Annotated in this window: 17 protein-coding genes and 1 pseudogene; 12 read left to right on the plus strand and 6 right to left on the minus strand. The window is 72.8% G+C overall.

Annotated elements, in window-relative coordinates; genetic code table 11:
• The 4 genes and pseudogenes from E1266_RS38145 to E1266_RS22600 form a co-directional block, all read left to right on the plus strand.
• Positions 1 to 519, plus strand: a pseudogene (locus E1266_RS38145) (hypothetical protein); the annotation flags it as partial.
• 179 nt (positions 520 to 698) lie between these two features.
• On the plus strand, positions 699 to 1,109 hold the full coding sequence (locus E1266_RS22590) for a PGPGW domain-containing protein (RefSeq protein ID WP_132050090.1): 411 nt from the start codon (positions 699 to 701) through the stop codon (positions 1,107 to 1,109).
• 56 nt (positions 1,110 to 1,165) lie between these two features.
• Positions 1,166 to 1,603: a hypothetical protein gene (locus tag E1266_RS22595; RefSeq protein ID WP_132050092.1), complete on the plus strand. Its 438-nt coding sequence runs from the start codon at positions 1,166 to 1,168 to the stop codon at positions 1,601 to 1,603.
• 247 nt (positions 1,604 to 1,850) lie between these two features.
• Positions 1,851 to 2,651, plus strand: a complete 801-nt coding sequence (locus E1266_RS22600) for an SAM-dependent methyltransferase (RefSeq protein ID WP_132050094.1) — start codon at positions 1,851 to 1,853, stop codon at positions 2,649 to 2,651.
• Between the two features lie 33 nt (positions 2,652 to 2,684).
• Here the strand turns inward: E1266_RS22600 and E1266_RS22605 are convergent, their stop codons facing one another.
• Complete coding sequence (locus E1266_RS22605) at positions 2,685 to 3,866, minus strand: cytochrome P450 (protein WP_132050095.1); 1,182 nt, start codon at positions 3,864 to 3,866, stop codon at positions 2,685 to 2,687.
• Between the two features lie 166 nt (positions 3,867 to 4,032).
• On the opposite strand from E1266_RS22605, the gene E1266_RS22610 reads away from it, so the two are divergent.
• Complete coding sequence (locus tag E1266_RS22610) at positions 4,033 to 4,698, plus strand: dienelactone hydrolase family protein (RefSeq protein WP_132050097.1); 666 nt, start codon at positions 4,033 to 4,035, stop codon at positions 4,696 to 4,698.
• Here E1266_RS22610 and E1266_RS22615 read toward each other — a convergent pair.
• Both E1266_RS22615 and E1266_RS22620 read right to left on the minus strand, forming a co-directional pair.
• On the minus strand, positions 4,693 to 6,219 hold the full coding sequence (locus tag E1266_RS22615) for a long-chain fatty acid--CoA ligase (protein WP_132050099.1): 1,527 nt from the start codon (positions 6,217 to 6,219) through the stop codon (positions 4,693 to 4,695). The genes E1266_RS22610 and E1266_RS22615 overlap by 6 nt on opposite strands.
• Positions 6,206 to 7,564: a helix-turn-helix domain-containing protein gene (locus tag E1266_RS22620; RefSeq protein WP_132050101.1), complete on the minus strand. Its 1,359-nt coding sequence runs from the start codon at positions 7,562 to 7,564 to the stop codon at positions 6,206 to 6,208. Before E1266_RS22620 ends, E1266_RS22615 begins: the two co-directional genes overlap by 14 nt.
• Positions 7,565 to 7,783: 219 nt before the next feature.
• On the opposite strand from E1266_RS22620, the gene E1266_RS22625 reads away from it, so the two are divergent.
• The 6 genes from E1266_RS22625 (at position 7,784) to E1266_RS22650 (ending at position 15,035) form a co-directional block, all read left to right on the plus strand.
• Positions 7,784 to 8,542, plus strand: a complete 759-nt coding sequence (locus E1266_RS22625) for an ABC transporter ATP-binding protein (RefSeq protein ID WP_132050103.1) — start codon at positions 7,784 to 7,786, stop codon at positions 8,540 to 8,542.
• A 64-nt stretch (positions 8,543 to 8,606) separates the two neighbouring features.
• Positions 8,607 to 9,392, plus strand: a complete 786-nt coding sequence (locus E1266_RS22630) for an ABC transporter ATP-binding protein (protein ID WP_132050105.1) — start codon at positions 8,607 to 8,609, stop codon at positions 9,390 to 9,392.
• Between the two features lie 2 nt (positions 9,393 to 9,394).
• Positions 9,395 to 10,276 (plus strand): branched-chain amino acid ABC transporter permease, encoded by an 882-nt coding sequence (locus E1266_RS22635; RefSeq protein ID WP_132050107.1) that lies wholly within the window; start codon positions 9,395 to 9,397, stop codon positions 10,274 to 10,276.
• 58 nt (positions 10,277 to 10,334) lie between these two features.
• Complete coding sequence (locus E1266_RS22640; RefSeq protein ID WP_243718723.1) at positions 10,335 to 11,408, plus strand: branched-chain amino acid ABC transporter permease; 1,074 nt, start codon at positions 10,335 to 10,337, stop codon at positions 11,406 to 11,408.
• 4 nt (positions 11,409 to 11,412) lie between these two features.
• Entirely contained in the window at positions 11,413 to 12,729 is a 1,317-nt protein-coding gene (locus E1266_RS22645) for an ABC transporter substrate-binding protein (protein WP_132050109.1), read from the plus strand.
• A gap of 188 nt (positions 12,730 to 12,917) precedes the next feature.
• Positions 12,918 to 15,035, plus strand: a complete 2,118-nt coding sequence (locus E1266_RS22650) for a tetratricopeptide repeat protein (RefSeq protein ID WP_132050111.1) — start codon at positions 12,918 to 12,920, stop codon at positions 15,033 to 15,035.
• On the opposite strand, the gene E1266_RS22655 is transcribed toward E1266_RS22650, so the two are convergent.
• From E1266_RS22655 to E1266_RS22665, 3 genes are read right to left on the minus strand one after another with little or no spacing between them, the layout of a single operon-like run.
• Positions 15,036 to 15,965, minus strand: a complete 930-nt coding sequence (locus E1266_RS22655) for a carbohydrate kinase family protein (protein WP_132050113.1) — start codon at positions 15,963 to 15,965, stop codon at positions 15,036 to 15,038.
• Positions 15,962 to 16,585: a hypothetical protein gene (locus E1266_RS22660; protein WP_132050115.1), complete on the minus strand. Its 624-nt coding sequence runs from the start codon at positions 16,583 to 16,585 to the stop codon at positions 15,962 to 15,964. The genes E1266_RS22655 and E1266_RS22660 overlap by 4 nt, the downstream gene beginning before the upstream one ends.
• A gap of 5 nt (positions 16,586 to 16,590) precedes the next feature.
• Entirely contained in the window at positions 16,591 to 17,802 is a 1,212-nt protein-coding gene (locus tag E1266_RS22665; protein ID WP_132050117.1) for a hypothetical protein, read from the minus strand.
• Between the two features lie 229 nt (positions 17,803 to 18,031).
• On the opposite strand from E1266_RS22665, the gene E1266_RS22670 reads away from it, so the two are divergent.
• The gene (locus E1266_RS22670) at positions 18,032 to 21,136 is read left to right on the plus strand and encodes a tetratricopeptide repeat protein (RefSeq protein ID WP_132050119.1); all 3,105 of its coding nucleotides are present in this window, start codon (positions 18,032 to 18,034) and stop codon (positions 21,134 to 21,136) included.
• Positions 21,137 to 21,431: the final 295 nt, after the last annotated feature.

Raw genomic sequence — 21,431 nt, forward strand, 5'->3', positions numbered from 1 at the left:
CAGGAGGAGCGCGCACACGCGGAGGACCCCTTCCCCTGGCACCAGTGGCGCCAGGTGCTGGACCTCGGTGAACTGAGGCCGGCATGGCTGACCTACGACTACATGCACGGCGTGTTCTCCGCCTGGACGTCGTCGGTCTTCCGGGAGATCTTCACCCCGGACATGGTCGACGAGCTGGTCGAGTTCGCCCGCGGCTGGCGGCCGGACCTGGTGATCTGGGATCCCGTCGTGTTCGCGGCCCCGGTGGCGGCGCGCGTGTGCGGTGCCGCCCACGCCCGGTTCCAGTACAGCCTGGACCTGGTGGGCGGGATCCGGCAGCGCTACCTCCGGTCGCTGGCCCGGCGGCCGCCGGAACTGCGTGAGGACCCGCTGGAGGAGTGGCTGTCCCCGATCCTCGGGCGGTACGGCTTCGCCTTCGACGAGGACGTGGTCGCCGGGCAGGAGGTCCCGCCGAAACCGCAGGTGATCGCGGATCCCGGGAGCACGGAGGTCGACGAGGCCACGCGATACCCCATCTGAGCGTCCCGGACCGCACGCGGTACCCCCGCCCTCCCGTGGCGGTGCGGCGGGGGGCCGCATGTGCCGGGCTCATCCCCCTTTAACGGCGGTCGCCGCCGGAGGCAAGATCTTTTTGTGAGCGGCCGGCGTCGGTAACGTGGACGCGGTACGGACGGCGGAGGCCGACGGGGGAGGCACGGATGAGGCGCAGCTACGGCAGGCACGCCACACGCGGGGCGCTGGCCGTCCTGGGCGGCTGCGTGCTGCTGGCGGGGGTCGCGCTGCTGGTCCTGCCGGGCCCGGGGATGCTGCTCGTCCTGGCGGGCCTGCTGATCCTCGCCCGCGCGCTCCCGTCGGTGGAGCGGTTCGTCGAGCCGGTGCGGATCCGGGCGATCCAGGCGGCCGAGGAGAGCGTGACCTCGTGGTGGCGCCTCACCGGCTCGGTGCTCACCGGCCTGGGGCTGCTCGGCGCGGGCGTCCTGTGGATCGTCGAGAAGCGGCTGCCGCTCAGCGGGTGGAGCACCGGCCTCGGCCTCATCCTGTCGGGCATCATCCTGTTCGCCCTCCTGGTCTGGAGCCATCGCCGGGTCAGGGCCCGGCGCGCCGGTTGACCAGATTCGGAGAAATTTTTCCGCGCTTTGATCCGTGGGCGGGGTATGGCCGTGCCATGGGTATGGGCATTGTTCTTCGACTACTCGTCGCCGCGGGACTCGCGGCGGACGCCGTCATCCACTGGCGTTTCGCGCCTGACATGGCGCCGGGACCCAACACCCCGAGCGGCACCATCGCCGGGGACGACCTCTTCTACGCGCAGGCCATCGCGGCGGCGGTGGCGGCCGTTCTCGTGCTGGTGTGGGCGCGGAGGTGGACGTACGCGCTGGCGTTCCTGGTCGCCGCCAGCGCGGCCGGCGCCGTGCTGCTCTACTACTTCGTCGACTTCGGGCAGCTCGGGCCGATTCCGCGCATGTACGACCCGTCGTGGTACGCGGACAAGACGATCAGTCTGGCCGGCGAGCTCGTCGCCGCGATCGCCGCGCTGATCGGCTTCTTCACCGTGCGGCGGTCCAGGGAGAGCGAGCACGAGGCCGACAACGCCTACTCCTAGTGGCGCTCGCTTTTGACGGATTCCGGCAATTGACGGCGCCCGCATTTGGCAGCGGCTGCATTTCGACGCGGCGTCTGCCCCGGGGGTGGCGGGCGCTCCCGCGGGCGGTCCCGGCTCAGGTCAAGGGAGCCGGGACCACCCGTTCCCACCGGATGCGCGGCCGGAAAGGGCCGTTTCGGTATTGTGGTGGATCGGTGTTCCGGCTGGGGATACTGTGGCGTTCTCCTTCCGGGATCACGGAGACTTCGTGCAACTGAACTTGGAACCCGGCGTCCCCAACATCGCGCGGATCTATGACGCCATGCTCGGCGGCAAGGACAATTTCGCCGCCGACAGGGAGGCCGTCGCGCGGCTGACCGAGGTGGAGCCGGCGTCGCCGCTGTACGCGCGCAACCACCGCGAGTACATCGGGCGGGCCGTGCAGCTGGTGGCCGGCTACGGGGTGCGCCAGTTCCTCGACGTCGGCACCGGGCTCCCCACCATGGACAACGTCCACCAGATCGCGTACCGGCACGCGCCGGGCTCGCGGGTCGTGTACGTCGACAACGACCCGGCGGTCTGCGCCCACGCCCGCGCGTTGCTCACCGGCGATCCCGGCGCGGTCGCGGTCGTCGCGGAGGACCTGCGGCGGCCGGAGCGCATCCTGGAGCATCCGGAGACCCGCCGCCTGATCGACTTCGACGAGCCGCTGTGCGTGCTCGTCACGGGCGTTCTGCATTTCATTCCTGACGAGGACGATCCGCACGCGGCCGTGCGGGTGCTCACCGACGCCATGGGCCCGGGGAGCCATCTGGTCATTTCGCACATAACCGACGAAGAGGTGCGCCGGACACGGCCCGATGACAACCGCTCGGGAATGGACGTGTTCGCGAAAAGCAACGCCCCCATGCATCCCAGGACCCGTCGCGACATCGAACGGTTCTTCGACGGCCTGGTCCCGGTCGATCCGGGTCTGGCGTGCATTTCGGAATGGCACGCACCGGACCCCTCGGACATCCGCGAGGACCTGCGCAACGTCTGGCTCGGCGCGGTGGCCCGCAAACCCTGACCGGCGGCCGCCGGCCCCCGGCCCGCCGGCCGGTCAGCGGGTGGTCACCGTCATGGGCAGGGACGCGAACCCCCTGATGTAGATGGACTGGCGGCGCGACCCGGCCGCCGGGTCCAGGTCGTAGCCGGCCACCCGCTCCACCAGCTCCGACAGCACGGCCCGCGCCTCCATGCGGGCCAGCGCGGCGCCGAGGCAGAAGTGCGGGCCGCTGCCGAAGCTCACCAGGTCGCTCGTGTCCCGGTCCAGGTCGTACTCCTCCGCCCGGTCGAAGACCCGCGGGTCCCGGTTGGCCGCGCCGGGCAGCAGCATGACCCGGGCGCCGGCCGGTATCCGGGTCCCGTGCAGCTCGACGTCCTCGGTGAGGGTGCGCAGCTGGGTCGGCGCGGCGGTGTCGTAGCGCTGCGTCTCCTCGACCCACTCGGCGATCCGGCCCCCGAACGCCCTGGCGCGCTGCTCCGGGTGCCGCCAGGCCCAGTAGACGGCGTTGCCGATGAGGTTCGTGGTCGTCTCGTTCCCCGCCCCGACCAGCAGGTGCAGGAACGCGATGATCTCCGCGTCGGTCAGCGGGTCCTCGTCCGCGGCGGCGTCGAGCAGCGCGGACGTGAGGTCGTCGCGCCGCTCCCGGCGCCGGTCGGCCACGAGCGCCGCGAAGTGCCCGACGAGTTCCAGCAGGGCCGCGGCGCCCTCCCGGCTGATCTCCTGCGTGCCCGGCTCCCGGTGCAGCGCGGCGTCGCCGAGCCGGCGCAGCTCGGCGCGGTCGGCCTCGGGGACGCCCGCCAGTTCGGAGATGACGTCGGTGGGCACCGGCGCCGCGATGTCGCGGATCAGGTCGAACCCGCCGCGCTCCAGCGCCGCCGCGACGTACCGCCGGGCGATCTCGCGGATCCGGCCCTCCAGCTCCGCGATCCGCCGGGGCGTGAACGCGCGGGACACCAGCCGCCGCATCCGGGTGTGCTCGGGCGGGTCCATCGCGATGAACGACATCGCCTCGCGCGCCTGCGGCCCCCAGGCGCGCCGCTCCAGCAGCGGCCCGTTGGCGGAGGAGAACCGGGCCGCGTCGCGGAACGCGGCGACGACGTCGGCGTGGCGGGACAGCGCCCAGAAGTCCAGCTCCTCGCTGCGGTAGACCGGCGCCTCCTCGCGCAGCCGCGCGTACACCGGATACGGGTCCGCGTCGACCTCGTGAAAGTCGTACGGATTGAACGTCACGCCCATCTCCGGCCTCCCTGCCGCCTGGGATGCCCAGGTTTTCCCTATTCGTCCCCGTGTTGCCCGCTCATGATCGTCAGCGGCCGGTAGCGGTCACCGGCGCCCCGGCTCCGCAGTGGCATCGGCCGGGGGCCGCCGCATGGGCGTCCGGGGGACGGGTACGCCCCGCGGCATGAACATTGCCCAGGTCACCATCGATCTCGCTGACGCGTCGCTGCCCGGCGACCTGGCGCTGCCGGACGAGCCGTCGGGTGTGGTGCTGTTCGCGCACGGCAGCGGAAGCTCCCGGCACAGCCCGCGGAACCGGGCCGTCGCCGCCGGCCTCAACGACGCGGGCATCGGGACGCTGCTGATCGACCTGCTCACCGCCCGGGAGGGCGAACTCGACGCCGGCACCGGCGAGCTGCGCTTCGACATCGGGCTGCTGACGGGGCGGCTGGCGGGCGCGATCGACTGGCTCGCGGCCGCGCCCCCGACGGCGGGCCGCCCGGTCGGGCTGTTCGGCGCGAGCACCGGCGCGGCGGCGGCGCTGGCCGCGGCGGCGGAGCGCCCCGGACGCGTCGCGGCCGTCGTGTCCCGCGGCGGCCGCCCGGACCTCGCCGGGGACGCGCTCGAACGGGTCACCGCACCGGTGCTGCTGATCGTCGGCGCCCGGGACCCTCAGGTGCTGCGGCTCAACGACGACGCGGCGGGCCGGATGCGCGCCGCCGAGCACCGGCTGGAGGTCGTCCCGCACGCCTCGCACCTGTTTGAGGAGCCCGGCACGCTGGAGCAGGTGACGGCCATGGCCGCCCGGTGGTTCGACCGGTACCTGCACCAGGGGGCCGCGGTGTCATGACGGCTGGTTCCGGGCCGGGGCGAGGGGGCCGCCGGCGTCGTCCGGCACGGTGAACGTCAGCCCGAGGGCGCGTTTGAGGATCTTGCCGGTGGGGCTGGTCGGCAGTTCGTCCACGAACCGGACCCGGCGCGGGTACTTGTACGCGGCGACCCGCTCCTTCACCCAGCGGCGCAGGTCGTCCTCGGTCGCCGGGGCCCGCAGCACCACCACCGCCGCGATCTCCTCACCCACCTCCGGATGCGGGAACGCGACGACGGTCGCCTCGCGCACCGCGGGATGCTCGTACAGGACCTCCTCGACCTCCCGCGGGTACACCGTGTACCCCGCCCGGATGATCACGTCGCGGCGGCGGCCGACGAGGTAGAAGAACCCGTCGGCGTCCATGCGGCCCAGGTCGCCGGTGTGGAACCAGCCGTCGCGGATCGCCTCCGCGGTCGCCGCCGGGTCGTTCCAGTACCCCTTCATCACGTTGGGCCCGCGCACGACGATCTCCCCGATCTCGCCGCGCGGCAGCTCGCGGCCGTCGTCGCCGACCACCCGCATCTCCACCTCGCGGACCGGCCACCCGATCGACCCCTGCCGCCGGTCGCCGCCGCCCCGGTTGGACGCCGCCAGCGGGGAGGTCTCCGACAGCCCGTAGCCCTCGATGATCGGGCAGCCGTACCGCGTCTCGTAGGCGCGCAGCACGTCCACCGGCAGCGCCGCGCCGCCGGACACGCAGACCCGCAGCAGCGACAGGTCGGACACGCCCGGCTGGTCGAGCAGCGCGATGTACATCGCCGGGACGCCGGGGAACACCGTCACGCCGTCCCGCCGGATGACCTCCAGCGCCCGGCCCGCCTCGAACCGCTGGAGCAGGGTGAGCCGCCCGCCCGCGTGCAGCGTGGCGTTGAGCGCGCAGGTCTGCCCGAACGCGTGGTACAGCGGCAGCGCCCCGAGGACGACGTCGTCCACCCCTAAGGCGAGCATCCGCGCCACCGTCTCCGCGTTGCCGCCGAGGTTGGCGTGGGTCAGCTCGATGCCCTTGGCCCGGCCCGTCGTCCCGGCGCTGTAGAGGATCACCGCGGTGTCGTCCGCGGCCCGGACGGCGGCGTCGTGCTCGGGCGGCATCGTGCGCAGCAGCCTGCCGAACTCGCCGGGCACGACGAACATGTAGTCGGCGCGCGTCCCGGCCGTCCCCGCCTCGACGGTCTCGGCGAACGCGTGCCAGGCGATCACGAGCCGGGCCGCGCTGTCGTCCAGGTAGGCGGCGATCTCCCGCTGCTTCAGCAGCGGATCGAGGGGGACGACCACCGCCCCGGTACGCAGCACGCCGTAGTAGACGACGGCGAACTCGGGCACGTTCGGGAGCATCACCGCGACCCGGTCACCGGGCCGGATCCCGCGCCGCCGCAGCAGCGCACCCATCCGCGCGCTCATCACCTCCAGCGCCCGGTAGCTGAGCTCCTCCCGGTCAAGCGTGAGAACCGTCCGCCCGCCGAACCGTTCGGCGGCGGCACGGAGCCGCTCAGCGAGGTTCATGGGCCGACGGTACGTCGGCGGTCCCGTCCGTCTCATTGGTCGCGGAGACCAGTCTTTTCCGCCCGGGATTGGTGGCCGGTGGCAAGGCGTCCTGGAGGGCTATCGCGACCAGCAGGTCCACGAGGTCGGTGAAGTGCCGGAGGTTGCGCCCGGTCCGCTCCTGGATGCGGCGCAGCCGGTACTGGGCGGTGTTGTGGTGGATCTGCAGCCGCTCCGCGGCGGCGCGCAGGTTCAGGTCCGCGGCGGCGAACGCGCGGATCGTCGCGGTCAGCACGCCGCCGCGCATCCGGTCCTCCGCGAGCAGCTCGCCGACCCGGGGGTCGACCAGGTGCCGGGCGGTGTCGTCGGCCCGCAGCGCCATGTACTCGAACGGGGAGATCCGCGGCAGCGCCGCGACGCCGCCGTCCTCGGGCAGGAACTCCAGAACGCCCCGCGCCTCCTGGTAGGCGCGGGGGACCTGCGCCATGCCGTCGACCACGGTGCTGATGCCCATCGCCAGCACGATGTCCTCGGCGAGCAGGTTCTCCTGGACGGACTGGAGCCGCGCGCACAGCCGCTCCGCGTCGCCGCCGGGCCCGAGCACCGGCACGGCGACGATCTCCGACTGCCGGACGACCGCGAGCGTGCGGTGCTTGCCGATCCCGGACCGGGCGATCGCCGCGCACGCCGCGTGCCGGGAGTCCGCCTTGACGTCCGCCCCGACCAGGACGGCCGCCACGACGACCAGCGGGGCGCGCGAGTCGGGGTTCAGGCCGAGCGCCTGCGCGGTCGCGAGCTGCGGCCCGCGGGTGGGGGCCTCGCCGGCGAGCAGCAGCTCCAGCAGGTCGCGGCTCTCCCGGACGCTCTCCGCGGCGGCGTACCGCTGGAACTCCGCGTACGCGTGGGCGGCGTGCGTGCTGGCGAAGTCGCAGTACCGCATCAGCGGGGACGCCATCGTCAGCGCCGCCTCGTGCCCGGCGTACGACCGGCCGGCGTGCTCGACCACCGCCTCCCAGAACACCTGCTGCCCGACCCGGAACGCGTTGATGTAGTCGGCCAGGTCGAACCCGGACTGGGCGCGGCGCATCGACGCGCGCCGCGTGAAGGCGATGTCCTCGAAGGTGACCGTGCGCTCCTCCATGAGCACGGCGAGCTTGGTGCGGTAGTGCCGGCCCACCTGCTCCCGCACGTCGGCGCGGAACTCGGGGCCCCGCGCCTCGTAGGCGGGGATCTCCCTCCGCATCGTCTCGACGGCCTTGTCCGCCAGTTCGTCGACCGCGTCGAGGAGCTCGGCGAGTATTCGTGCGCGTTCGGTACGGAGTCTCTCCGTATCGCTGAGCGTTCCCGTGCTGAATGCAGCGGACATGTCCGGATGATTGCTGGCTATCCCCCCAGCGTCAACGGTCCGTGACACGTCCGAGACGCGGGCTGTTCGGTGCGGACAATACCCGGTTCACATCTTGGGTGCCCGTGCCCAATGTGCGCGCTGAGCGGCGGATTTTACGGTGAGGACCCCTGCTCCAGAACACCGTTCTGTGGTGACCGCCCGCGGCGCCACCGACGCACCCCGCGCTCAGGAGGCCGGATGCTGGAGGTTCACGATCTTACCGTCCGCTTCGGCGGCATCACCGCATTGGGCGGTGTCGGCTTCGAAGTGCGCGGCGGCGAGATGGTCGGGCTGATCGGACCGAACGGCGCCGGCAAGACCACCCTGTTCAACTGCCTGACCCGCCGCTACGACGCGGACGCGGGCAGTGTCGCGTACGAGGGCCGGGACCTGCTCGCCGTGCCCCCGCACGCGATCGCGGCGCTCGGCATCGCCCGCACCTTCCAGAACCTCGGGCTCTTCCCGCGGATGTCCGTCCGGGACAACGTCATGGTCGGCGCGCACCACCACGGCCGGACCGGGTTCCTCAGCGCGAGCCTGCGGCTGCCGTCCGTCCGGAGCGAGGAGTGCCGGCTGCGCGAGGAGGCTGACGAGCTGCTCAAGCGGCTGGCGCTGTCCGACGTCGCCGCGCACCCCGCCGCCGGGCTCCCGTTCGGCACCCTCAAGCGGGTCGAGCTGGCCCGCGCGCTGGCCGCCCGGCCGCGGCTGCTCCTGCTGGACGAACCCGTCAACGGCCTCAGCCACGGCGAGATCGACGAGTTCGCCGGCTGGCTCCAGTCGATCCGCACCGACTTCGACGTCACCGTGATCGTCGTCGAGCACCACATGGGGTTCGTGATGGGGACCTGCGACCGGGTCATCTGCCTGGACTTCGGCAAGAAGATCGCCGAGGGCTCGCCCGAGGACGTCCAGCGCGACCCCGCCGTCATCGAGGCCTACCTGGGGACCGCCGCATGAGCGACCGGAGCGACGAGGGAAGGCGGCGCCGAGAGGCGCCCCGGAGGCTCGCGGGAGGCGCAGCATGAGCGAGCAGGAGAGCGGCCCGAAGGCCGAGGAGGAGCAGGGCACGGTCAGCACGGCGGGCGGTGACCGGGACTTTCTGGTGGTGGACGACCTGCACGCCGGCTACGGCGCCGTGCGGGTGCTGCACGGGGTGAGCCTCCGGGTCGGCGAGGGCGAGATCTGCGCGATCCTCGGCCCGAACGGCGCGGGCAAGACGACGCTGCTGCGGGCGCTGTGCGGCATGGTCCGCGGGCGCGGCTCCGTCCGGCTCGGCGGGACGACGCTGTCGGGGCGCTCCCCGGACACCGTCGCGCGGCGCGGGGTGGCGCACGTCCCCGAGGGCCGCGGCACGTTCATGCCGCTGACGGTCGAGGAGAACCTGCGGCTCGGCGCGTACGCGCGGCGTAACCGCGCCGAGGTCCAGGCCGACCTGGAACGGGTGTACGGCCACTTCCCGGTGCTGAAGGAGCGGGTCAGACAGGCGGCGGGCAGCCTCAGCGGCGGCGAGCAGCAGATGCTCGCGATCGGGCGGGCGCTGATGTCGCGGCCCCGGGTCCTGCTGCTGGACGAGCCGTCCCTCGGCCTGGCCCCCATGGTGACCAGGGAGCTGTTCGGCATCGTCCGATCGATCAACCAGGAGGAGCGGACCACCGTGGTCGTCGTGGAGCAGAACGCCCATCTCGCCCTGGACATCGCCGGGCAGGCGCACGTCCTGGAGAGCGGCCGGATCGTGCTGTCGGGGTCGGCGGGCGAGATCAAGGCCGACGAGCAGGTCGCCCAGTCCTACCTCGGATACCGGATCTAGCCATGGCCGACTTCGTGCAGCAGTTCATCGGGGGCCTGGGCGCCGGCGCGATCTACGCGAGCCTGGCGCTCGCGCTCGTGCTGATCTACCAGTTCACCGGCATCGTCAACTTCGCGCAGGGCGAGCTGGCCATGTTCGCCACGTACATCGCGTGGACCTTCATCGACGCGGGCCTGCCGTTCTGGCTCGCGCTGGTCCTGACGCTGGCGATCTCGTTCATCGGCGGCATGCTGATCGAACGGGTGATCATCCGGCCGGTGGAGGGGGCGCCCGAGCTGACCCTGGTGATCGTGACCGTGGGCCTGTTCATCTTCGTCAACGCCGCGGCCGGCTGGATCTGGTCGTTCTTGATCAAGGACTTCCCGAACCCGTTCCCGGGCGGCGCGCTCCAGGCCGGCGGCGTCAGCCTCGCCTACTCCACGCTCGGCGTCCTCGGCGTGGTGGGCGGCGTGATGGGCCTGCTGTACCTGATGTTCCGCTACACGAAGATCGGCCTCGGGATGCGCGCGGTCGCGGCGAACCCCGAGTCGGCGCGGCTGGTCGGCATCCGGGTCGGCTGGACGCTGGCGCTGGGCTGGGGCCTCGCCGCCCTGGTCGGCGCCGTGTCGGGAGTCCTCGTCGCGCCGCTGCTGTTCCTGGAGCCCAACATGATGGGCGGCGTCCTGATCTACGCGTTCGCCGCGGCCACCCTCGGCGGGTTCGACAGCCCGCTGGGCGCCGTGGTCGGCGGCCTGATCGTCGGCGTGGCCGAGACCCTGGCCGGCTCCTACGTGGACTTCATCGGCTCCGACCTGAAGATCGGCGTCCCGCTGGCCATCATCCTCGGCGTCCTCCTGCTGCGCCCCCAAGGTCTGTTCGGACGAGCGGTGGTGGAGCGCGCATGAGCGAGCTGGAGGGAAGGCGGCGCCCGAGAGCGTCCCGGAGGCGAGCGGGGAGCACAGCATGAGCGAGTCCACGGAGACCACGGAAGCCGCGGAGGCCGCAGCGGCCGCGGAGGCCGTGAAGGAGGACCCCGGTACGCCGCCGTCGGGAGTGGCGGGGTTCGCGGTGCGGAACTGGCGGATGCTCGCGCTCGGGGCGCTGCTGCTGCTGGCTGTGGCGGCGCCGTTCCAGCTGGTGCCGTTCCGGGTCTTCCAGCTCACTATGGTGATGGTCTACGCGGTCGCGCTGATCGGGCTGAACCTCCTGGTCGGCCATGCCGGGCAGATCTCCCTGGGGCACGGGGCGTTCTTCGCGGTCGGCGCGTACTCGACGGCCGTCATGATGTACCACTGGGACCTGCCGTACCCGGTGACGTTCCCGCTCGCGGCCGCGGTGGCGTTCGTGCTCGGGTTCGCGTTCGGGGTGCCCGCGACCCGGCTGCGCGGGCTGTACCTGGCGCTGGTGACGCTGGCGATAGCGATCTTCCTCGTCCCACTGCTCAAGCGGTTCGAGTCGGTGACCGGCGGGTCGATGGGGCTGACGCTGGAGAAGCCGGAGCCCCCGGCGTGGACGGGTCTCGCCCAGGACCAGTGGCTGTACTTCCTGGCGCTGGCCGGGACGGTCCTGGCGTTCCTGGTGGTGCACTTCCTGCTGCGCTCCCGGGTCGGCCGGGCGATGCACTCCGTCCGCGACAACGAGACGGCGGCGGAGGTCATGGGCGTGCAGCCGGCCTCCTACAAGCGGCGCGCGTTCGCGTGGAGCTCGATGCTGGCGGGCGCGGCGGGCTGCCTCTACACGTGGACGATCGGGTTCGTGTCCCCCGACTCGTTCACCGTCAACCTCTCGATCACGCTGCTGGCCGGGATCGTGGTCGGCGGGCTGGGGTCGACGTGGGGGCCGCTGCTCGGCGGCCTGTTCGTGATGTTCGTGCCGAGCTGGTCCCAGGACATCAACAAGGCGGCGCCGGGGGTCATCTTCGGGCTGCTGATCATCGCGGTGATGTACGTCGCCCCGACCGGGCTCGCCGGGCTGGCGGGGCGTGGCGCGCACTGGTTCAACAAGACCCGGTCTCACAAGATCCTCCGGAAGGGGTAAGGGCATGCGTCGACCATTGGGAAGCGGCCGAGCAGGGAACGGCGGGAGGCTGCGGCGTGGGACGGCGGTGTCGGCGGCCGTGCTGCTGGCGGCGACGACCGCGGCGGCCTGCGGCGGACGGGACGACGGCGACGACGGCGGCACCGCCACCGGCGCGTGCGAGGGCCAGCAGACGACCGGCATCACCGACTCGTCGCTGAAGCTCGGCGGCATCTACCCGCTGTCCGGCCCGGCCTCCGCTTACGGCGCCATCCCGAAGGGCATCAAGGCGTACTTCGACTACGTCAACAAGGAGAAGGGCGGCGTCGACGGCCGGCAGGTGGAGTTCGTCGTCCGCGACGACGGCTACCAGCCGCCGAAGGCCGTGGAGGAGGCGCGCCGGCTGGTCGAGCAGGAGCAGGTGTTCGCGCTGTTCCAGACGCTCGGCACCCCCTCGACGACGGCGACGTGGGACTACGCCAACCAGCGGAAGGTGCCGCAGGTCTTCGTGGCGACCGGCGCCAGCAAGTGGGGCACCGACGACAAGCACCCGTGGACGATCGGCTGGCAGCCCAACTACGTCTCCGAGGCCCGGGTGTACGCCCAGCACCTCAAGCAGGAGAAGCCGAAGGCGAAGGTCGCGGTCCTGTTCCAGAACGACGACTTCGGCAAGGACCTGCTGGACGGCTTCAAGAAGGCGATCGAGGGTACCGAGATCAAGATCGTCCAGGAGGAGAGCTACGAGGTCACCGACCCGAGCGTGGAGGCGCAGATGCGCGACCTCGCGGGTTCGGGCGCCGACGTGTTCCTCAACGTCACGACGCCGAAGTTCGGCTCGCAGGCGCTGGCCGCGGACGCCAAGATCACGGACTGGAACCCGCTGCACATCCTGAACAACGTCGCCGCGTCCGTCACGGTGCTGGAGCCGGTCGGGTTCAAGAACGTGCAGGGGGTCGTGTCGTCCACGTACTACAAGGACCCGAACGACCCGCAGTGGGCGGACGACGCCGAGATGAAGCTCTACCAGGAGAAGATGAAGCAGTACTCGCCGGGAGCCGACCCGAACGTCCCGTACCACGCGTTCGGCTGGGCGGTGGCGAGCAGCTTCCACAAGACGATGGAGGCCGCCGAGTGCAAGACCCGCGAGGGCCTGCGCGACTCGATGCGCAACCTCAAGGACGTCGAGGTGCCGATGCTGCTGCCCGGCGTGAAGATGAGCACCGGCCCCGATGACGGCTTCCCGATCGAGGCGATGCAGATGATGAAGTTCGAGGGCGAGCGCTGGACGCTGACCGGCGATGTCATCGACACCCGCAAGGTCTTCGGCCCGCTCGGAGACTGACCCGTCCCGTCCCACCCCGGCACCGGCCCGGCCGCCCCGCGCGGCCGGGCCGTTGCGCTGTTCCTGGCTAAATGCGTTCTTTGTGCATTTATCGCACTTGTTCTGCCGGTGAATACCCTGTTCTGCCTTGACGTGCAGTTCGACGCTGGGAAAGCATTTGAGTTCGTGCCGTCTCCACCCTCAGGAACATGACCACGAACCCCTGTGCAGCCGGACCGCCGCGCGGGCACGTCAACGAGCTCGGCGGCCCGGTCGCCGGACCGGTCGTGCAGGCGAGGGACGTCCAAGGCGGCGTCCACTTCCACGGCGCCCGGCACACCGTGCCGGTGCCGCGCCAGCTCCCGACGGCGGGCCTTCTCGTCAACCGCGCCGACGCGCTCGCCGACCTCGGGCGGGGCCGGCCAGGGGACGGCGCCGTCGTCGTGAGCGGTCCCGCGGGCATCGGCAAGACGGCCGTGGCCCTGCACTGGGCGCACGGGAACCTCGCGCACTACCCGGACGGGCAGTTGTTCGTCGATCTGCAAGGCCATTCCGCGGCGGGGCCCGTCCTTCCCGGGGAGGCGCTGGGGCGCTTCCTCCGCGCGCTGGGCGTCCCGGACGACGGCGTCCCGGTCGAGCTGGCGGAGCGCGCCGCGCTGTTCCGGTCGCTGGCGGCCGCGCGGCGGCTGCTGGTCGTCCTCGACGACGCGTACTCGGCGGCGCAGGTCGGCCCGCTGCTGCCCGGGACGGCCGGGAGCGCCGCGGTGGTGACCAGCCGGTGGCGGCTGGCGGGCCTGGTGGTGCGCGGAGCCCGCGGCGTCCAGCTCGGCCCCCTCGGGCGGGACGCGGCGCTGGAACTGCTGGGCGCCGCGCTGGGCGCCGAGCGCGTCGCGCCGGAACTCGGCATGGCCGAGCGGCTGGTCGAGCAGTGCGAGCGGTCGCCGCTGGCGTTGCGGATCGCGGCGGCGAGGCTCGCCACCCGGCCGGGCCGGTCGCTGGCCGCGCTGGTGCGCGACCTGGCCCACGAACGCCGCCGGCTGGCGGTGCTGTCGGCGCAGGACGCGGAGGATGACGTGACGATCAGAGCGGCCCTCACGCTGTCCTATCGCAACCTGCCCGAGCCGGTGCGATACCTGTACCGGACGCTCGGCGCCTACCCGGGGGTGACCTTCGACGGCCGGACGGTGGCCGCCCTCGCCGGAGTCCCTCTCCCCGAGGCCGAGGACGGTCTCGACCTGCTCGCCGAGGCGAACCTGCTGGACGACCTCCCGGGCGGGCGGTACCGCTTCCACAACCTGGTGCGCCTGCACGCGCGGGAGCTGGCGGAGGACGAGCCGGAGGCCGTGCACCGCGCGGCCGTGCGGCGGCTCGCGGAGTGGGCCGTCGTCGCGGCGCTGGCCGCGAGCCGCGCGATCGCGCCGTACCGGCGGCTCGCCGACCCCGGCTTCCGCACCCCGGACCCTCCCGAGTTCGCCGACGCGGCCGAGGCGCTCGCCTGGCTGGACGAGGAGTTCGGCAACCTGCGGCCGCTGGCCCGCCGTGCCCTGGAATGCGGCCTGCACCGCCAGACCTGGCTCCTCGTCGACGTGAGCTGGCCCCTCTTCCTACATCGCGGCCACCACGCCGAGCGGCTCGACTTCGACCGCACCGGGCTGGCTGCGGCCCGCGCCGACGGCGATCCCGTCGCCGAGGCCAAGCTGCTCAACCGCACCGGATTGGCACTGCGCGCCCTAGGCCGGCCGGACGAGGCCGCCGCGGACTTCACGGCCGCCCTTGAGCTGTGGCGGCGGCTGGGCGACACGGCCCGCGTCGCCGGCGTCCGCCGGAGGCTCGGCCTGCTGGAGCTGGACCGGGGTGCCGTCGACGCCGCCGCGGACCACTTCGGCGCCGCGCTCGACGCGTACCGCGCGGCGGGGGAGGACCGCCGTGTCGCGCTCACGCTGTGCGACCTCGGCGCCGCCCTGCTCAAGGCGGGACGCGCGGCCGCGGCCGTCGAGCCGTTGACGGAGGCGGGACGGCTGCTCGCGTCCGAGTCCGACCCGTACAACCAGGCGCGGGTACTGGTCCTGCTCGGCCGGGCACAGGCGGACGGACCCGATCCCGCCGCGGCGGCCGCATCCGTGGAACGGGGCCTGGCCGCGATGCGGGAGATCGGGTCGGCCATCGGCGAGGCGGACGCGCTGCACGTGCTCGGCGACCTCGCCCACCGCGACGGCCGCACCGACGACGCGCGCCGGCACTACACCCGCGCCCGCGAGATCCTGGCCGGCACGGGCGCGCCGACCAGGCTCCTCGACGAACGGCTCACCGAACTCGGCCGCGACTGATCAGCGGTCCCAGCGACCCGCGGAGGTCGCCGGCGGCGCCGCCGCGCGCAGCGCCGCGAGGCGCTCCGCGGTCAGCGACACCGCCGCCGGCAGCCGGTGCCCGATCTTCCATCCGGCGTGCAGCACCGCGCACTGCAGGGCCGCGACAGGGTCCCCGCCGCGCACCCATTCCGCCAGGAACGTCGCGAACAGCGCGTCCCCGGCGCCGGACGTGTTGACCACGCGCCGGGGCGGCGCCGCCGCGACCCGTACGAGGGTCCCGTCCCGCAGGGCGAGCAGCGCGCCGCCGGCCCCCAGCCCGATACCGGCCATCTCGCACTGCCCGTAGCGGGCGAACAGGGCCGCCGGCCACGCGCGCGGGTCGCGCAGCCGCTCGTGACTGCAGAACACGATCCGCGCGTGCTCCAGCCAGGGCCGGGCGTAGGCGTCGTCCGGATCGGCGATCAGGTGGAGGTCGACCGCGATGGGGACGCCCAGCGCGGCGGCGGGCGCGACCAGCGGCCGGACGAACCGGGCCGTGGTCAGCACCAGCAGCTCCGCGCCGCGCGCCCGCTCCCGCAGCACGCCGAACGGGTAGGCGAACCCGTCCACCGGCGTGAGGTGCGGAAAGCCCATCCGCCGTCCGTCCCGGCCGACGAGGACGACCCCGGACGACGACGCCCCCGAGAGGACGACCCCCGGGCCGAACAGGCCGTCCCGCACGAGGTCCGCGCGGATCACCGCCCCCGCGGCGTCCCCGCCGACGACCGTGCACAGCCGCACGTCGCAGCCGAGCCGCCGCTGGACGCGCGCGATGTGGACACCCGCCCCGGAGACGCCGACATCGGCCCAGACCGGCGGGCACGTCGGCATGTAGGGGAGCGGGAACCCCTCCACGGCCACCGTCGTGTAGCAGCTGGACGCGCCCGCCACGACGATCCCGGCGCTCATGAGGCGAGCCTCCTCCGGGTCGCGGCCACCGCCGTGACCTCGACCCGGCCCGCGGTCTCCAGGCTTCCCGGGCCGGTGCCCCGCGCGGTGTACCGGCCGACGAGGAGCAGCGCGCGGGCCAGCTCGGCCACGGCGAGGCCCGCCGCCGACCAGCAGTACAGGAACGAACCGCAGTTCGGATCCCACACCTCGCCGGTCCCGGGCGAGCCGCGCATCGTGACCGCCGCGCCGTCCCGCGTCACCGCGAGGTGGCCGCCGGGCCGCGCGGCCACGGCCACGCCCGCGCCGGGATGCCGGTGCAGCCTCCCGGCGAGCCGGTCCGCGAGCCCGACCGGCACGCGGGCGGGCCGGTCGACCAGGACGTCGGCGAGGTCCCACCGGTCCGCGGTGGTGCCGCGGGACGCGACGACGTGGCAGTCGACGACCGCGGGAGGGCCGAGCCGGGAGGCCGCGGGAAGGCCGCGGTCACCGAGCAGCACCAGCCTCGGCTCCCGCGGATGGCCGCCCCTGGGGATGGTGAGCACCGCCGGGATTCCGGCCGCGCCGCCGTCCCCGGGGCGGGTCAGGCAGAGCACCCGCTCCAGCGTGTACAGGCGGGTGACGACGAGTCGCTCCGGCATCGGGCTCACCTCGCGAGGTACGGCGGGACGGCGGGCAGCGTGGCGGGCACCGAGGCCGGCACCCGCAACCGCAGCCGCCGGTAGATCAGCTGCCGCATGTTGCGGTTGAACCGGCCCGGTTCGGACGAGAGCCGCCGCACCACCTCCCGGTGCCGGTCGGCGTCGAAGCCCTCGGCGGCCTGGCGGAGCTGCCGGCGCAGCGAACCGCGCGCGGAGACGCGCGGCGCGATCTCGCCGAGCAGCGACTGCGCCGAGCCCGGCCGGCAGTCCCCGGCGGCGAAGCTGCCCATCAGCACCGGGACCCCGGTGACGGCCCCGTAGGCGGTCACCGAACCGTGGTCGCCGATGATCCAGTCCGCGGCGGCCAGCACCGCCCGCCAGTCCGCCTCCGGCGGCACCAGGCTCAGGCCGCTCCGGAGGCAGTCGGCGAGCCACGCCCGGACCTGCCACGTCCCGTAGCCGAACCACACGTTCGGATGCAGGAGCGCGACGATCTGGAACTCGTCCTCGGGCAGCTCCGCGAGCAGCCGCGACCACAGTTCCGCGCGCCGCGCCAGCAGCGACTTCGGCCCCCACGTCGAGGTCACCACGACGAGCTTGCGGCCGTCGCCCGCCCCCAGCGCCACCTGGTAGGACGGGCGGCACTCCAGGCTCGCGACGAGCACGTCGTAGCACGGATCGCCGCACACCACCGCCGCGGGGACCGCCTCCGGGCACGACCTGCCCAGGTGGCCGAGGTCCTCGCTGTGCGCGAGGACGATGGACGACGGCACCAGCGTCCCGTCGTGCACGAGGCGCTGGGCGTCCAGGTCATAGGCGACGCGCGCACCGACCGCGCGTCCCTTGCGGCGCACGACCAGCTTGTTGTGGCCGGCGCCGTGCGGCATGACGATCAGCGGCGCGTGCACCTCGTGGAGCCCTTGCAGGCTCGCCGCCAGCGCCAGGTCGAACTCGGTGCTCGTCGCCTGCTCCCACGGCACCTGCGCGGCGCCGATCCCGGCGAGGAAATCGCGGACCCCGGCTCCGAACACGCTGGGCGCCTGGGTGAAGACGACCCGGATCCGCAGGTCGTTCTCCAGCAGCCGGGCGGCCTCCAGCACGCGCTGCCCGGACGTGACGGTGTGGACGACGACGAGCACGGTCTTGCACTCGCGCCTCGTCGCCCACCGCTCGGCGCCGACTCCCACCGGGATCGGGCGCCATTGACTTACGGACATCGTGGTATCACTGCCCCTCTGCTCAGCGCTGTCCGATTTCGCGACCCCACACCGAGCATCGGAGGCGGCCCTTGCGGCGGGACTTGCCGGATGCCTTGCGGAAAGCTTGCAGTTCCGGTCCGCGGCCCGGCCCATCGTGGCCAGGACACAACATGCTCACCGGTGGAAATTCTCACTTGACAATGCAAGGATCATTGATGTCAATGGTCGGCTTGCACTGGGAGTGCGGATGGAATTCCGGCTCCTCGGCCCGTTGGAACTGTGGTCCGATGGCCAGCGCCTGCATTTGGGCTGGGCGAAGGAACGCTGCGTCCTGGCCGCCCTGCTGATGACGCCGGGCCGGCCGGTGACTTCCGAGATGCTGATCGACCGGGTTTGGGGCACCGAAGCGCCGGACCGGGCGAAGGATCTGCTCTATCCGCACATAACGCGGCTCCGCCGGAACCTCGCCGCGCTCGGCGAAGAAGTGCGGCTGGAGCGGAGTTCGGGCGCATATGTGCTGGACGTCGATCCCGCGACCATCGATTATCACCGTTTCCGGACGCTGTGCGACCAGGCCCGCGCGATAGCGGCCAGCGGCCACCCGGACGAGGCGGTGCGCCTCTTCGGCGACGCGCTGCGCCTGTGGCGCGGTGAACCGCTCCGCGGCGTGACCGGAGAGTGGGCCGCCTGGCGAAGGCGCGATATCCAGGAGGAACTGCTCGGCGCGGCGCTCGACCGCGCCCGGCTCGAACTCGACCTCGGCGAGCACGCGAAACTCGTCACCGAACTGAACGAGCTCCTGGACCGGTTTCCGGGCAACGAGAAAACGGTCGAACTGCTCATGCGGGCCCTCCACCGCGGGGGCCGTTCGGCGGAGGCGCTGCGCGTCTACGAGCGGGCGCGGCAGCGGCTGGCCGCCGAACTGGGCGCCTCCCCGAACCCCGGGCTCCGCGAGCTGCACCGGCAGATCCTGTCGGGGGAGCCCGGGCCGGCGGCGTCCCCCGGTCGTGCACGGGCCTTCCCGCCCAGCGACCTGCCGGGCGACCTGCACACCTTCACCGGCCGTGAGGCGGAGCTCGACCGGCTCGCGGAGATGGCCGGCGAGGGCGGCGGCACCGCGGTCACCGTCCTGGCCGTGGACGGGATGCCCGGCGTCGGCAAGACCACGCTCGCGATCCGCCTCGCCCACCGCCTCGCGCCGCGCTACCCCGACGGCCAGATGTTCCTCGACCTGTTCGCCCACGACCGCGAGCGCGAGCCGCTCGACCCGGCCGCCGCCCTCGGCCGGCTGCTGCGCGCGTCCGGGGTGGACGGCGACCGGATACCGGCCGATCTGGACGGCCGGGCGGCGCTGTGGCGCACCGAGCTCGCCGGTCGCCGCGTGCTGCTCGTGCTCGACAACGCGCTCGGGCACGACCAGGTCCGTCCGCTGCTGCCCGGTTCGCCCGGCTGCCTCGTCCTGATCACGAGCCGGCGCCGCCTGGTGGGCCTGGACGCCGCCCGGACCCTGTCGCTGGACGTGCTCGCCCCCGACGACGCGGCGCTGCTCCTCACCCGCTCCGCCGGGCTCGCCCCGGACGCCGACCCGGAATCCGTCCGGACGGTGGCGCGGCTCTGCGGCCGCCTCCCGCTCGCCGTCCAGCTGATCGGCAACCGGCTGCGGCACCGGACGAGCTGGACCGTCGCGGACCTGGCCGACCGGCTCGGAGGGTTGCGCTCGCGGCTGACCGAGTTCCGCGCCGGGAACCGCAGGGTCAGCGCCGCGTTCGAGCTGTCCTACCTGGGCCTCGACGAGCGGCAGCGGCTCGCCTTCCGCCTACTGGGTCTGCATCCCGGCGCGGACCTGACCGCGCGGGACGCCGCCGCGCTGCTGGACACCGCACCGGCCGACGCCGAATCGCTGCTGGACGATCTGCACGACCACCACCTGATCGCCGAACCCCGGCGGGGCCGCTACCGGTACCACGACCTCATCCGCGAGTACGCGCGCCACCTCGTCGCGGACCTGGACCCCGCGCCGGTCCGCGAGGCCGCCGTCGACCGGCTCCTCGACCACTACCTCGCCGCCGCCGCGCACGCCGACCGCCTGCTGTTCCCGTACCGCTCCCGGCCGGACGCGACCGCCCCGGCGTTCTTCGGCGACGCGGGCGCCGCACGCGCGTGGATCCGGGAGGAGCTGGACAACGTCCTGCGCGTCGCCCGGCACGCGGCCGACCACGGACGTCCCCGCCACGCCGCCCTCCTGGCCGCGGCGCTGGGGGAGCACCTTGAATCCCAGGGACACTGGCCCGAGGCGGCCGACCTGCACGAACGCGCCGTCCGTGCTTGGCGCGACCTCGGTGACGGCGAAGGGACGGCTCGCGCGCTGGCCGACCTGAGCCGGCTCCTGCTGCGCGCGGGATGGCACGAGGAGGCGCTGAACGCCGCGAACGAGGGCCTGACGATCAGCGCGGCCGGCCCCGCCGTCGTCGCCGCGCTGCACGACCTGCTCGGCCTGATCCACTGGCATCGCTCCGAGTACGACGTCGCCGTCGGCTACTACGACCGGGCGCTCGAGCTGTGGCGGTCGGCCGGGGATCGGGCGGGTGAGGCCGAGGTCCTGCACCACCGGGCGATCATCTCCTTCCACCAGGGGCGCTACGCCGAGGCGACCAAGGAGATGCGCATCGCGCTCGCGCGCTACGAGGAAGTGGGGCACCGCAGGGGACGGCAGATGGTGCTCAACAACCTCGGCGATATCGCGCGCAAACTCGGCCGCTACGACCTGGCTCTGCGCCATTACGAAGAGGCCGGCGCGGTCATGGAGATGAGCCGCCAGCATCTGGCCACATGGTTGAACAACATTGCCGCGGTGCGGGTGAAGAGCGGCCACGCGGATGAGGGAATCGAGAATTACCGGCAGGCGCTGTCGATTTACCGTGAACTCGGCGCCCGGCGCGACGAGGCGGCCTGCCTGAACAATATCGGCCTGTGGTACGCGGAAATGAACCGGGAGGGCGAGGCCCTCATCCACTTCCAGAAGTCCCTGCAGCTTTCCCAGGAGATACCCGAACGCTTCGAGATGACCGCCGCGTTGCGGAATATCGCGGATGTGAGCCGCCGAGCAGGCCGTTACCAAGCGGCCCTCGACCATTACGAGGAGTCCCTGGCGCTGGCGCGCTCGATCGGCGACGCCTACCAGGAGGCCCGCGCCCTCGACGGCATTGCGCAGGTCATGGTCCAAATCCACGGCGAAGCCCAGGCGGCCCCCTACCGCCGCCAAGCCCTGGACATCTACGAGGAACTGGGCGTACCCGAAGCGGATGAGGCCCGGCTGAGCCCGGACGACCGCGACAGTGCCGCAGGAATCTGAGCATCCTTCACTTTTGACTCCGACCCGCGTGCTTCCCGGGCATCAATGCCTCGGCCCACCGGATTCGGTAAGGTATCTGCTTTCACCCGCAGATAGGGGGATCTGTGGGGATTATCCCTTTTGTCCAAGATGGAAGGTAACTCCATTGAGTGGCATATTCATGTGGTTCTGGGGCATCTGAGATACCCCAACGCCGCAGGCAAGGGAGCGGCCGGACGCTTGGCGGCCGGCCGCTTCCTCTTGTCCGCGCTGGTCACGGGGTGGGGCGCGGGGGCGTGTCGAACCAGTCGCAGCC

Origin of the sequence: Actinomadura sp. 7K534 (assembly GCF_004348575.1) — a bacterium.
GTDB classification, from domain to species: domain Bacteria; phylum Actinomycetota; class Actinomycetes; order Streptosporangiales; family Streptosporangiaceae; genus Spirillospora; species Spirillospora livida.